This window comes from Rhodoglobus sp. G.S.23, from assembly GCF_056675935.1.
Map to the genome: position 1 here is coordinate 1,082,906 of NZ_CM155237.1, position 12,501 is coordinate 1,095,406.

General features: G+C 58.1%; 16 protein-coding genes. 13 read left to right on the forward strand and 3 right to left on the reverse strand.

The genetic code is table 11. From position 1 onward, the window contains the following. Positions 1-33: 33 nt before the first annotated feature. Positions 34-648, reverse strand: a complete 615-nt coding sequence (locus AC1ENN_RS05175) for an HAD-IA family hydrolase (protein ID WP_480406812.1) — start codon at positions 646-648, stop codon at positions 34-36. Positions 649-716: 68 nt separating this feature from the next. Here AC1ENN_RS05175 and AC1ENN_RS05180 point away from each other — a divergent pair, with 68 nt between their 5' ends. The 13 genes from AC1ENN_RS05180 (at position 717) to AC1ENN_RS05240 (ending at position 11,375) form a co-directional block, all read left to right on the forward strand. Continuing rightward, positions 717-1,373: an L-threonylcarbamoyladenylate synthase gene (locus AC1ENN_RS05180; protein ID WP_449648854.1), complete on the forward strand. Its 657-nt coding sequence runs from the start codon at positions 717-719 to the stop codon at positions 1,371-1,373. Then, positions 1,370-2,602 (forward strand): MraY family glycosyltransferase, encoded by a 1,233-nt coding sequence (locus tag AC1ENN_RS05185; RefSeq protein ID WP_480406930.1) that lies wholly within the window; start codon positions 1,370-1,372, stop codon positions 2,600-2,602. Before AC1ENN_RS05180 ends, AC1ENN_RS05185 begins: the two co-directional genes overlap by 4 nt. Then, positions 2,599-3,048, forward strand: coding sequence for a Cg1360 family ATP-synthase-associated protein (locus tag AC1ENN_RS05190; RefSeq protein WP_449648855.1), 450 nt, complete (start codon positions 2,599-2,601; stop codon positions 3,046-3,048). The genes AC1ENN_RS05185 and AC1ENN_RS05190 overlap by 4 nt, the downstream gene beginning before the upstream one ends. Positions 3,049-3,166: 118 nt before the next feature. Further along, a complete protein-coding gene (gene atpB, locus AC1ENN_RS05195; RefSeq protein ID WP_480392161.1) occupies positions 3,167-3,991 on the forward strand; it encodes a F0F1 ATP synthase subunit A in 825 nt (274 codons plus the stop codon). Between the two features lie 49 nt (positions 3,992-4,040). Continuing rightward, positions 4,041-4,265, forward strand: a complete 225-nt coding sequence (atpE, locus tag AC1ENN_RS05200; protein WP_009771813.1) for an ATP synthase F0 subunit C — start codon at positions 4,041-4,043, stop codon at positions 4,263-4,265. Positions 4,266-4,292: 27 nt separating this feature from the next. Next, positions 4,293-4,850, forward strand: a complete 558-nt coding sequence (locus AC1ENN_RS05205; protein ID WP_449648856.1) for a F0F1 ATP synthase subunit B — start codon at positions 4,293-4,295, stop codon at positions 4,848-4,850. Next, positions 4,850-5,644: a F0F1 ATP synthase subunit delta gene (locus tag AC1ENN_RS05210; protein ID WP_480406813.1), complete on the forward strand. Its 795-nt coding sequence runs from the start codon at positions 4,850-4,852 to the stop codon at positions 5,642-5,644. Before AC1ENN_RS05205 ends, AC1ENN_RS05210 begins: the two co-directional genes overlap by 1 nt. 37 nt (positions 5,645-5,681) lie before the next feature. Continuing rightward, the gene (gene atpA / locus AC1ENN_RS05215) at positions 5,682-7,319 is read left to right on the forward strand and encodes a F0F1 ATP synthase subunit alpha (RefSeq protein WP_480391991.1); all 1,638 of its coding nucleotides are present in this window, start codon (positions 5,682-5,684) and stop codon (positions 7,317-7,319) included. A gap of 65 nt (positions 7,320-7,384) precedes the next feature. Further along, positions 7,385-8,284 (forward strand): F0F1 ATP synthase subunit gamma, encoded by a 900-nt coding sequence (locus AC1ENN_RS05220; protein WP_449648859.1) that lies wholly within the window; start codon positions 7,385-7,387, stop codon positions 8,282-8,284. Positions 8,285-8,304: 20 nt separating this feature from the next. Next, a complete protein-coding gene (gene atpD / locus AC1ENN_RS05225) occupies positions 8,305-9,831 on the forward strand; it encodes a F0F1 ATP synthase subunit beta (RefSeq protein WP_480391992.1) in 1,527 nt (508 codons plus the stop codon). Between the two features lie 2 nt (positions 9,832-9,833). After that, positions 9,834-10,094, forward strand: a complete 261-nt coding sequence (locus AC1ENN_RS05230) for a F0F1 ATP synthase subunit epsilon (RefSeq protein ID WP_449648861.1) — start codon at positions 9,834-9,836, stop codon at positions 10,092-10,094. Between the two features lie 10 nt (positions 10,095-10,104). After that, the gene (locus tag AC1ENN_RS05235) at positions 10,105-10,626 is read left to right on the forward strand and encodes a P-loop nucleotide/nucleoside kinase family protein (protein WP_480391993.1); all 522 of its coding nucleotides are present in this window, start codon (positions 10,105-10,107) and stop codon (positions 10,624-10,626) included. Next, a complete protein-coding gene (locus tag AC1ENN_RS05240; protein ID WP_449648863.1) occupies positions 10,623-11,375 on the forward strand; it encodes a YaaA family protein in 753 nt (250 codons plus the stop codon). Before AC1ENN_RS05235 ends, AC1ENN_RS05240 begins: the two co-directional genes overlap by 4 nt. On the opposite strand, the gene AC1ENN_RS05245 is transcribed toward AC1ENN_RS05240, so the two are convergent. Then, the gene (locus AC1ENN_RS05245; protein WP_480406814.1) at positions 11,372-11,962 is read right to left on the reverse strand and encodes a DNA-3-methyladenine glycosylase I; all 591 of its coding nucleotides are present in this window, start codon (positions 11,960-11,962) and stop codon (positions 11,372-11,374) included. The two genes, AC1ENN_RS05240 and AC1ENN_RS05245, sit on opposite strands and share 4 nt — an antisense overlap. Then, positions 11,959-12,471, reverse strand: a complete 513-nt coding sequence (locus AC1ENN_RS05250) for a methylated-DNA--[protein]-cysteine S-methyltransferase (protein ID WP_449648865.1) — start codon at positions 12,469-12,471, stop codon at positions 11,959-11,961. Before AC1ENN_RS05250 ends, AC1ENN_RS05245 begins: the two co-directional genes overlap by 4 nt. Positions 12,472-12,501: the final 30 nt, after the last annotated feature.

Below are 12,501 nucleotides of genomic sequence, written 5' to 3' on the forward strand. Positions count from 1 at the left end.
TCGCGTGCCAGCGTCGCTTGTGCTGCGGTCGTTTTAGGCGCGCGCGTTGGCGAACTCTTCGATAGCACGGTGTAGTCCGGCGCAATCGAGAAATTGGTGACTTGTTATTCCGAGTTGCCGCGCTGATTCCACATTCACCTGCATGTCGTCAACGAAGAAAGCGTTGCGGGCATCAACACCATAGGCATCGAGGGTTCGTTCATAGACTGCCGGATCGGGTTTGCGCGCCCCGTAGTGACTTGAGGTGCGCAGGTTGTCGCCGAAAATATCTACGAGTTCAGGGGCGAGGGTGGGCAAATGATCGCCAAGGAGGGCTCCGTTGTTCGTGAGCAGGGTCGCCTGTCCTAGCTCGGAAGCGCGTCGTGCTGCTGCGATGGAATCGGGCCACACCGTCATTGCTGCTGCTCTGATCTCGACCCAGCGTGCGACATCCACTGACTGACCGATTGCACGTTCAAACGCTGCGAGGTACTCGTCACCCGTGGGGTAGAGGCCAGCTTCGGCGCCGAATTCGCCGTCATCGTGCCACCAGAGGCGACGCAGTTCGAGAAAACTGAGGCCGGTCAGCTCGCTCATTGCGGCCATGCGTGCACGCCAGTCGTACTCATAGAGCACGTCATCCATGTCAAAGATGAAAAGCAGCGTCATTGTTGACCATCGCTATCTGTTTGTCGTGATCAGTCTTTCACTGTTTCGACGGGTACCATGTTGGGGACATGGATGACCTTTACGATTGCGCAGACGACGCTCAGCTTCTTACCGGCATGCGGCTCGCACGTGTTGCTATTGGCCGCGGCGATCTTGTTGTCATCCCGACTGACACCGTCTATGGGGTTGCGGCAGACGCTTTTCAGCCCGAGGCTGTTCAGAAGCTCATCGATGCTAAGGGGCGCACGCGTCAGTCGCCGCCTCCCGTGCTGATTCCCGGCATCCCCACTCTCGACGCTCTTGCAGCCGAGGTTCCGGATGAGGTGCGCACTCTTGTCGCCGAGTTCTGGCCAGGCGGTCTGACGATTATTTTGCCAGCACAGCCCTCGTTGAGTTGGGATCTGGGGGAGACCCACGGCACTGTTGCATTGCGGATGCCGTCAAGCCGGATTGCTTTGGAGCTTCTGTCTGAAACGGGCCCGCTTGCCGTCTCGAGCGCAAACAGCACGGGGCTTCCCGCCGCGCGTACTGCAGCAGAGGCTCAAGCGATGCTGGGCGAATCCGTCTCGGTGTACCTCGATGATGGTGAGGGCGGCGAACTTGCCTCCACGATTGTGGATGCCACTGGTTTGCTTTCTGAGGGTGGCAAACTGCGCATTGTGCGTGAGGGTGTTATCCCGGCAGAGTCGATCCGTGCACTGATCGGGGCCGACCGATGCGAATAATCTTCTACTTGCTCATCGCGGGCATTGCGGCAATCGTTACTTACGCCCTTGCGCTGCTTGTACTCAAATTGAGTCTCAAATACCGGCTTTACCCGAAGGTTCGCCAACGCGATGTGCACACAACGCCTACGCCTCGACTTGGCGGCGTCGCGATGTTCTTTGGGATCATCGTTGCGTTTGCCGTTGCATCGAGCTTCAGCAACTTTTCGCTGATCTTCAACGACCCAGGTAAGGTTCTTGGCCTGCTTGGCGCAGCGCTCATCATTGTTGTCATCGGTGTCGCTGACGACATTTGGGATCTTGACTGGCTCACCAAACTCGCCGGGCAGATAATCGCGGCTGGAGTTTTGGCGTGGCAGGGGGTGCAGCTCACTACGCTTCCCGTCGGCGGGCAGACCATCCTTTCGCCGTATGTCTCGCTCATCATTACGATTTTTGCCGTCGTGTTGGTCATGAACGCCGTGAACTTCATTGATGGCCTTGACGGGCTAGTGGCTGGTGTCGCTGTTATCGCCAATGGCGTCTTCTTCATCTACGCCTATCTTTTGCAGTCACAGGCCCAAACCGAATACTTCAACCTGGCGTCGCTGACCACAGCCATCCTTATCGGTGCATGTGTCGGCTTCCTGCCGATCAACTTCCATCCAGCCAAGATGTTTATGGGCGACGCCGGTGCACTGCTCGTCGGCCTTTTGATGGCGGCATCAGCAATTTCTGTCACTGGACAAGTGGATGCGGGCTATCTCGCGCAGCCCGATAAATTTACGCTCGATTTCTTGCCGGCCTTCATTCCCATCCTGCTTCCGGTAGCGGTGCTCGTCATCCCGCTGCTCGACTTTGGGCTCGCGATGATCCGCCGTCTCCGAGCAGGCAAATCGCCGTTCAGTGCTGACCGCAAGCACCTTCATCACCGACTGCTCGACATGGGGCATTCGCACCTTCACGCTGTTCTGATTCTGTACAGCTGGACCTTCGTGGCCTCCGTCGGTGTTCTCGCCTTTACGTTTGTGCCGTGGCGTTGGGGCGCGCTGATGTTCGTCGCTGGGCTTGCGGTGTGCGCCGCGATCACCCTTGCTCCCTTGAGCACTCGCAAGGCACGTGAGGCCGCTGCTCAACGTCGTGGCGAGCTGCGCGAAACTCCCGAGAACGACGACGCACGATACGACGGTTTGGATGCCGCGTCCACCGACACCTCACCAACGCCACTCACGAAGGAACCCACCCTATGAAGTCTTCCGCAATTCTCGGCCGTGCTCTTGCCTATGGCGCGATACTGACTGTCGCTATTGCCTTGGCCGGTTCAGTCATCGGTTATTTGGTCGCGGGAACGCCGGGACTCATCAGCGCACTCATCGGTGCTGGACTCACTGCGCTGTTCATGGCGTTCACGGCCGGCACTATCGTTGTGGCTTCGCGAGCCACGAACGGTGATTCCTCGAGCACTCTGTTCTTTGGCATCGTGCTTGGCGCGTGGCTCCTCAAGTTCGTGGTGTTCATCGCAATCCTCGTCGTGCTGCGCGGGCAACCGTTCTTGGAACCTCTCGTGTTCTTCTTTGCAATCCTCGCTGCTGTGATCGGCAGTCTCGTCGTTGACGTGCTCGCGTTCGTTCGTGCGCGTGAGAGTTATGTACCCGGCGTCAAGCTGCCAGGTGAAGATATCTCGACGTCAAACTAATTCTCGTCGGATTCGCCTCTGGATTCGTCGTGAGACTGATTCTCTTGATAGACTTTGACCTGTTCAACCCCCCACTTCCATCGCCGCGTGATGACACGCCCCGATTCTGGAGACAGCGCTGTTATATAACGCTCTCGCGCTTCTAGCGCCCTTTGCCACCGATGACGGATCCGGCGATGGGGGTTTTCATGGCCCCACGCTGTTCGATTTTTACCCTCCAGCGATCTTCTTTGACGGCACGCCGTTTGAGATCAACCGCCTCATGCTTATTCGCTTTATTGCGGTAGCGCTCATTGTGGTGTTGTTCTGGATCGGCACCCGCCGCATGCGAATGATTCCCGGTCGCGGCCAAAGCCTCCTCGAGATGGCTGTGGGCTTCGTTCAGTCCAACATCGCCGATGGCGCTCTTGGCAAGGTAGACGGCAAGCGTTTCATGCCCATTCTCGCCAGCATGTTCTTCATGGTGCTGGCCATGAACCTCACCGGTATAGTTCCGGGTCTCAATCTCGCTGGCACCTCAGTTATCGGCGTTCCGCTTGTTCTGGCTCTCGTTGCTTACGTGGCGTTTATCTACGCAGGAATCAAGAAGCAGGGTGGCAACTTCTTCAAAGCTTCGCTCTTCCCGTCCGGTGTTCCGTGGTACCTCTACATCGTCGTTACGCCGATTGAGTTCCTCTCCACGTTCATCCTTCGCCCCGTAACACTGGCGCTTCGACTTCTCATGAACATGGTCGCTGGCCACATGCTTCTCGTGCTGTGCTTCTCGGCAACACAGTTCTTCTTCTTCACCGCCGGTGGGCTCTTCGGACTCTTCGGTATTGGCACCCTCGCCTTTGGCTTTATCTTCACAATCTTCGAACTCCTTGTCGCGGTACTTCAGGCCTATGTCTTCACATTCCTGACCGCCGTATACATCCAGCTCGCGCTGGTCGAAGAGCACTAGACCGATCCCGGCATTCGCCTGGATTAGAAAACCACGGAAGGAAACACAAATGAACGTCGCAGAGCTGACTGGAAACATTGCACCCCTCGCATTCGGTGTTGCAACCATCGGACCCGCTATCGGTGTAGGCATCGTTGTTGGCAAGACCGTTGAGTCGGTTGCACGCCAACCAGAACTTCAGGGTCGCCTTACCGGCCTTATGTTCCTCGGTATTGCATTCACCGAGGCGCTCGCATTCGTTGCGATCGCAGTTGCATTCATCCCCTTCCCGTAATCGCTAACTGACTAAGAGGAGGCTGGGATGCTAACCGCACTACTGGCTGCTGCAACGGAGGGCGAATCGCCCAACCCGTTGATTCCGGAGACCTACGACATTGTTTGGTCGTTGGTTTGCTTCGCGATCATCTTGTTCTTCTTCTGGAAGAAGTTCCTTCCTGCACTAACGAAGACGCTCGACGCACGCGCCGAAGCTATCGAAGGTGGCATCAAGAAGGCTGAGATCGCTCAGGCCGAAGCTGCTGCAGCTCTCGAGCAGTACAAGACGCAGCTCGCTGAGGGCCGTGCCGAGGCCGCGAAAATTCGCGAACAGGCACGACTCGAAGGCACCGCGATCGTCAACGAGCTCAAAGAGCAGGCATCGATTGAGGCTGCACGCATCACTGCGAACGCACAGGCCACAATCGAGGCAGAGCGTCAAGCAGCTCTCGTGTCGCTCCGCACCGAGGTTGGCTCAATGGCCATCGACCTCGCATCGGGCGTCATCGGGCAGAGCTTGACCGATGACAAGAAGTCGTCTGCGCTCGTCGATCAGTTCCTGGCTGACCTTGAGGCATCAGAGAAGGCAAAGGCGAAAAAGTAATGGGATCAGCTACGAGAGAAGCGCTTGTTGCCGCGAAGGATGCTTTGGCATCGGTCGCTGCCAAGAACTCTCTGGCCACTGGCGCAGAGCTGTTTGAAGCCGGGCGCGTTGTGGGCGGTTCCGCCCAATTGCGTTCCGCTTTGGCCGATCCTGCAGCCGCTGCGAAAGACAAGGCCGCGATTATCGGTTCGGTTTTCTCGTCGCTGAGCGCCTCTACGCGCACCGTTCTTTCAGCCATCGTGAGCGCTCGCTGGTCGAGTGCAGATGATTTGCTCGCAGGAATCGAAGAGATCGGCATTCGGTCGGTGGCAAATTCTGCTCCCGCAAAGCTCTCTATTGATAGCGAGCTCTTCGCTTTCGGTGGCACCGTTTCTTCAGATGCCGAACTGGAACTCGCCGTAGGCAGCAAGCTTGGCTCCGCCGCATCGAAGTCTGCGCTGGTTCACGAACTGCTCAAGGGCAAGGCTTCAGAACAGGCTGTCGTCATCATCGACCAGCTCGTTCAGCAGCCACGTGGCCGCCGCATCGGTGAACTAATCGCCACTGCAGCAGACATCGTTGCCGACCAGGCAGGTCAGTCAGTCGCCACGATCACGACTGCGGCGCCGCTCAAGGCAGCGCAGCTCGAACGATTGCGCACGGGCCTCACTAAGAACTACGGACGCGAGCTCAAGCTCAACGTTCGCATCGACCCCTCGATCATCGGTGGGGTACGCGTTCAGATCGGTGACGAAGTCATCGACGGCAGCGTTTCCACCAAGCTCAACGACCTCAGGATCCAACTCGCGGGCTAGCGAGTTAGCAGACCTTTCCACGGAATAGGAAAACACAATGGCAGAACTCAGCATTAGTCCGGACGAGATCCGCGACGCGCTCAAGGACTTCGTCAAGGCTTACGAGCCCGGCAAGGCTGCGACAACCGAGACCGGCACCGTCGTCGACGCTGCAGACGGAATCGCTCACGTCGACGGCCTCCCCGGCGTAATGGCCAACGAACTCATCCGCTTCGCCGACGGCACACTGGGCCTCGCCCAGAACCTCGACGAAGACGAGATCGGTGTTGTCATCCTCGGCGAATTCGCCGGCATCGTCGAAGGTATGGAGGTTACCCGCACGGGTGAAGTACTTTCCGCACCAGTTGGCGACGCATTCCTCGGTCGTGTAGTCGATCCTCTCGGCGCCCCGATCGATGGCCTCGGTGAGATCAAGGCAGAAGCTCGCCGTGCGCTCGAACTTCAGGCACCTGGCGTCATGGATCGCAAGAGTGTTCACGAGCCCATGCAAACCGGAATCAAGGCTATCGACGCCATGATCCCGATCGGCCGTGGCCAGCGCCAGCTGATCATTGGTGACCGCCAGACGGGTAAAACCGCCATTGCGATCGACACCATCATCAACCAGAAAGAAAACTGGGAGTCGGGCGACGAGAACAAGCAGGTTCGCTGCATCTACGTCGCCATCGGGCAAAAGGGTTCGACGATTGCTGCTGTCAAGGGCGCGCTCGAAGAGGCCGGCGCGATGGAGTACACCACCATCGTGGCTGCTCCCGCATCCGACCCTGCAGGATTCAAGTACCTCGCCCCTTACACCGGTTCAGCCATCGGCCAGCACTGGATGTACGGTGGCAAGCACGTACTGATCATCTTCGATGACCTCTCCAAGCAAGCCGAGGCCTACCGCGCCGTATCGCTGCTCTTGCGCCGTCCGCCAGGACGTGAGGCATACCCCGGTGACGTGTTCTACCTGCACTCCCGTCTGCTTGAGCGTTGTGCCAAGCTCTCCGACGAGCTCGGTGCCGGATCGATGACGGGCCTTCCCATCATCGAGACCAAGGCAAACGACGTTGCTGCGTACATCCCGACCAACGTGATCTCGATCACCGACGGTCAGATCTTCCTGCAGTCCGACCTGTTCAACGCCAACCAGCGCCCCGCTGTTGACGTGGGAATTTCGGTCTCGCGTGTTGGTGGAGACGCTCAGGTCAAGTCGATCAAGAAGGTTTCAGGAACACTGAAGCTTGAGCTTGCTCAGTACCGCTCGCTCGAAGCATTCGCAATGTTCGCATCTGACCTCGACCCAACTAGCCGTCGCCAGCTCGCTCGAGGCGCACGCCTCACCGAGCTGCTTCGCCAGCCTCAGTACTCGCCCTTCCCCGTCGAGAACCAGGTCGTTTCGATCTGGGCCGGCACGAACGGCAAGCTCGACGAGGTTCCCGTCGAAGACATTCTTCGTTTCGAAAGCGAATTGCACGACTACCTCGCTCGTAACACGAAGGTTCTCGACACCCTCCGCGAGAAGAACGCACTCGATGACCAGCTAATTGCTGACATGGATGCGGGAGTCGAAGCATTCAAGCTAGGTTTCCAGACCGGTGAGGGCAAGTCGCTCAACTCGGTAGGATCCGAGCAGTTCGAAGAGATCGCTGAAGAAGACATCGCTCAAGAGCAGATCGTCAAGCAGAAGCGCTGAGCTCTGCGCCAGTAATCAGCGAACCAGTGATCATCGACCAACACGACAGAGAAAGTTAGAAAGCTATGGGAGCGCAACTTCGGGTCTACCGGCAGAAGATTAGTTCTGCCAAGACGACCAAGAAGATCACACGCGCGATGGAGCTGATCTCCGCGTCGCGCATTCAAAAGGCGAAACAGCGGGTTGCTGCATCGGGACCGTACTCACGTGCAGTCACTCGTGCCGTTTCGGCGGTGGCGACTTTCTCGAATGTCGATCACGTGCTGACAACCGAGCCAGAGACAGTCGACCGCGCAGCGGTAGTCATCTTCTCGAGCGACCGTGGCCTCGCAGGAGCGTTCAACACGAACGTTCTCCGCGAAGCTGGCGAACTCGCAGCTCGGCTCGAGGGCGAAGGCAAAGAAGTTGTTTACTACCTCGTTGGTCGCAAGGCCGCGGCGTACTTCGCCTTCCGCAAGCGAGATGCTGAGCAGATTTGGACCGGCGGAACAGATTCGCCAGCGTTCGAAATTGCCAAGGAAATCGGCGATGCCGTAGTTGGCAAGTTCTTGCAGCCAGCGAGCGAGGGCGGCGTGGATGAAATTCACATCGTGTATAACCGCTTGGTAAGCATGCTTCTGCAGGTTCCCGAGGTCGTTCGTCTCCTCCCTCTGGAGATCGTTGAGGGTGTTGAAGCGCCCGACGAGAAGGATGTTCTTCCCCTCTACGAATTCGAACCAGAGGTGGACAAGGTGCTCGACGCTTTGCTGCCTGTGTACATCGAAAGTCGCATCTTCAACGCCATGCTTCAGTCGGCTGCTGCAAAGCACGCTGCTACACAGAAGGCAATGAAGTCTGCAAGCGACAACGCAGACAAGCTAATCAACGACTACACGCGCCTCGCAAACAACGCGCGCCAGTCAGAGATCACCCAGCAGATTTCCGAGATCGTGGGCGGCGCGGACGCCCTCAGCTCGGCTAAGTAAGAACCATAGATAGGGAAGCCATGACTGAAAAAGCCCCGGCCAAGAAGGCCCCAGCCAAAAAAGCACCAGCCAAGAAGGCGCCTGCAGCCACGAAGGCTGCGGCAGCCACAGTTGCCGGTATTGGTCGCATTTCGCGAGTAACCGGCCCCGTAGTGGACGTCGAATTCCCGCACGATTCGATCCCCGGAATCTACAACGCCCTCAAGACCAACGTCACCATCGGTGGTCAGACGACTGAGATCACACTTGAGGTCGCACAGCACCTCGGTGACGACGTCGTTCGCGCCATCGCGCTCAAGCCGACTGACGGACTCGTTCGTGGCCAAGAAGTGCGCGACACCGGCGAGCAGATCACTGTTCCCGTTGGTGACGTCACCAAGGGCAAGGTCTTCAGCGTTACCGGTGAGATCCTCAACGCGGATGAAGATGGCAAGGTCAACGGTGAAACTGTCGAGATCACCGAGCGCTGGCCCATCCACCGCAAGCCCCCGGCATTCGACCAGCTCGAAGCAAAGACTGAGCTGTTCGAGACCGGTATCAAGGTCATCGACCTCCTTACCCCCTACGTACAGGGTGGAAAGATTGGTCTGTTCGGTGGTGCCGGCGTCGGTAAGACCGTTCTGATCCAGGAAATGATCCAGCGTGTAGCCCAGGACCACGGTGGAGTTTCCGTCTTCGCCGGTGTTGGTGAGCGTACCCGTGAAGGTAACGACCTCATCGCCGAAATGGACGAAGCAGGCGTCTTCGAGAAGACTGCTCTAGTCTTCGGCCAGATGGATGAGCCACCAGGAACGCGACTGCGCGTTGCACTCTCGGCTCTCACCATGGCTGAGTACTTCCGTGACGTTCAGAAGCAGGACGTTCTGTTGTTCATTGACAACATCTTCCGCTTCACGCAGGCCGGTTCTGAAGTATCGACCCTTCTGGGCCGCATGCCTTCGGCCGTTGGTTACCAGCCGAACCTCGCCGACGAGATGGGTATCCTTCAGGAGCGCATCACCTCGACGCGTGGTCATTCGATTACGTCGCTTCAGGCAATTTATGTTCCTGCTGACGACTACACCGACCCAGCTCCGGCAACGACCTTTGCCCACCTCGACGCTACGACTGAGCTCAGCCGTGAAATCGCGTCGAAGGGTCTCTACCCGGCCGTTGACCCGCTCACCTCGACGAGTCGTATCCTCGACCCTCGTTACCTAGGTGCCGACCACTACCGTGTTGCTACCAACGTGAAGCAGATTCTGCAGAAGAACAAGGAACTCCAGGAGATCATCGCGATCCTCGGTGTCGACGAGCTCTCTGAAGAAGACAAGATCACCGTTTCGCGCGCACGTCGAATCCAGCAGTTCCTCTCACAGAACACCTACATGGCGAAGAAGTTCACCGGTGTTGAGGGATCGACTGTTCCGCTCAAGGAGACCATCGAGTCGTTTGACGCGATCGTCAAGGGTGAGTTCGACCACGTTGCCGAGCAGGCATTCTTCAACGTCGGTGGAATCAACGATGTCGAAGAGCAGTGGGCCAAGATTCAGAAAGAGAACTCCTAACAATGGCCGTTCTCAAGGTGAGCGTCGTCTCTGCCGACCAGGAACTCTGGTCGGGAGAGGCGAGCCAGCTCGTCGCGCGCACTACCGAAGGTGAAATCGGAATTCTTCCTGGCCACGAACCGCTTCTAGCGATTCTCGCGAAGGGTGAAGTTCGAGTCACCGCCGCTGATGGAACACTCGTCACCGCAAACGCAGATAACGGATTCCTCTCAGTGGAGAACAACACGGTAACAGTCGTGGCGAGTTCCGCAGAGTTGGTCTAGTTTTCGTTTCATGCTAATTGCAATGGCTGGGCTGCCGGGCGCAGGTAAGACCACTCTCGCAGAGGTCATTGGTGCACGGCGCAAGATCACAATCCTGTCGGTCGACCAAATAGAAACTGCGATTCTGGAAGCCGGAATTAGTAGTGGACAACCGACAGGTCTTGCCGCCTATTTGGTAGCAGAGACTCTCGCAGAATCTGTTCTCATGCACGATCGAGATATCATCATCGACGCCGTAAACGCCGTGGATCCTGCGCGCGAGCAGTGGGTTAACCTCGCTGAGCGCACAGGTTCCGGCATCCGGTTCATCGAAGTCGTGTGCTCCGATCGCGAAGAACACAAAACTCGACTCGTCGAGCGCGCAGCTAAACGAGAACGGTCCGGTGTTCTGGCTCGAGATGCTGTGGAACACAATCTGGACGAATACTCGGCCTGGACTGGAGCGAGCGGTGCGACTGCACGCATCACCCTTGATTCTGCCGGCGCGATCGGTGTCAACGTTGAACGGGCCATCGCCTTTCTTGACGCGTGATCGTTCTTCTTCCTCCCTCTGAAACGAAACGAGACGGCGGAGTCCACGGCTCCGCCCTCGATTGGTCACGGCTATCTTTCCCTGCGTTGACCGAGCACCGTCAAACCGTTGCTCAACAGCTCACGCACCTCACGGGCGATTCCGAAACCGCCCGACGAGCGCTTGGACTCAGCCTTAAACAACAGTTCGAGGTTGAACGGAACCGCACGCTGGCCACCGCCCCCGTTATGCCAGCCCTCGAACGCTATACCGGCGTACTTTTTGACGGACTCGATGCGCCGAGCCTGACACCTGCAGAACGTGACTTCGCCCACAAAACGGTGGTTGTGCATTCGGCACTTTTCGGGCCCATTGGGGCCGGAGATCCGATTCCCGCCTACCGACTTTCACACAATTCGCGCTTACCCGGATTGACTCTTAAATCACATTGGCGTGCCTCGGTTACGGAGACTTTGAGCGCCGTCAAGGGGCTGCAACTTGATCTTCGCTCTGAGGCTTATGCGCAGCTGGGCGCTGCGTCGGGTAACAGTGTCTATCTTCGAATTGTCACTGAGGGGCCGGACGGAAAGCGCGTCGCGCTGAGCCACTTCAACAAAAAGTCCAAGGGTATCTTCTCTCGGGCGGTCATCAGCGCCGGTATCCACCATTCCACCGTCGAATCGCTCATGGAGTGGGCGAGGGGTGCGGGTTTTCAACTCGAGCGCGGCGAACCTGGAGAACTCGATCTGGTCGTCGCCGCCGCCACTTAGGCTGCTCGCCAACAGCCTTCGACGTGATCGTCGACCATGCCGGCCGATTGCATCAGGGCGTACATCGTCGTCGGCCCCACGAATCGGAACCCCTGAGCTTTGAGGGCCTTGCTCATGGCGGTGGACTCGGCAGTCACGGCAGGTACATCTGCAAGCGACGATAGCCGTCGCGCCCGTGTTGGGGGAGCGAACTGCCACAGCAGTGCATCCAACGCGCCCGGTGCCTGCTGCGTGAGTTTCAGCGTTGCTCGGGCATTGGTGATTGCTGCTGAGACTTTGAGGCGGTTGCGGATGATGCGGGGATCGTTGAGCAGTCGGGCCACATCTGCGTCGGAATACTTCGCGATCGCCATTGGGTCAAAGTGGTCGAACGCATCGCGTAATCCCTCACGTCGTCGCAAGATCGTAATCCACGAAAGCCCAGCTTGGAAAGCCTCAAGCATGATCTTCTCGAAGAGCTTGTGGTCACCGCGAAGGGGAACCCCCCACTCGTCATCGTGGTACTGGCGATAGAGTTCGTCGTCCCCGACCCAGCCGCAACGACCGCGGCCATCGGGCCCGACGATAATCGATGCCCGTTCGCTCATCGGTGACTGATTCCTTCGTGTTCGAGTAGCCACACCTTCGTAGGAATGCCCGCACCACCGCTGTAACCGGTGATGCGCTGGTTCGACGCGAGCACGCGGTGACAGGGCACAATGATGGGGATCGGGTTAGCGCCAACGGCGCCTCCTACCGCACGGCCCGCAGTGGGGCGGCCCGTCGCGCGGCCGATATCGGCATAGGAAACAGCTGAACCGAACGGGAGTTGGTTTAGCTCGTGCCAGACCGACTGCTGGAATGCCGTGCCAGGAGCAGACAGAGGCAAGTCAAATGAGCGACGTTTGCCAGCGAAGTACTCGGTGAGTTGTCGTGCCGCCTCATCGAGCACGGCACAGGAATGCTCGTCTTCGGCGCCATGAGGCAGAACGCCACTGTTTTCAATGGCTAGCCCTGTGAGGCTTTCCCCATCGCTCGTGAGCTCGATGCGGCCGATAGGAGACGGAAGACGGCGAAGGTAGGTTTCTTCGTGCTGGAGTGCGTTGCCTGGTTGCATGATTCGAGCGTAATCCTGACTCTAGAGGCG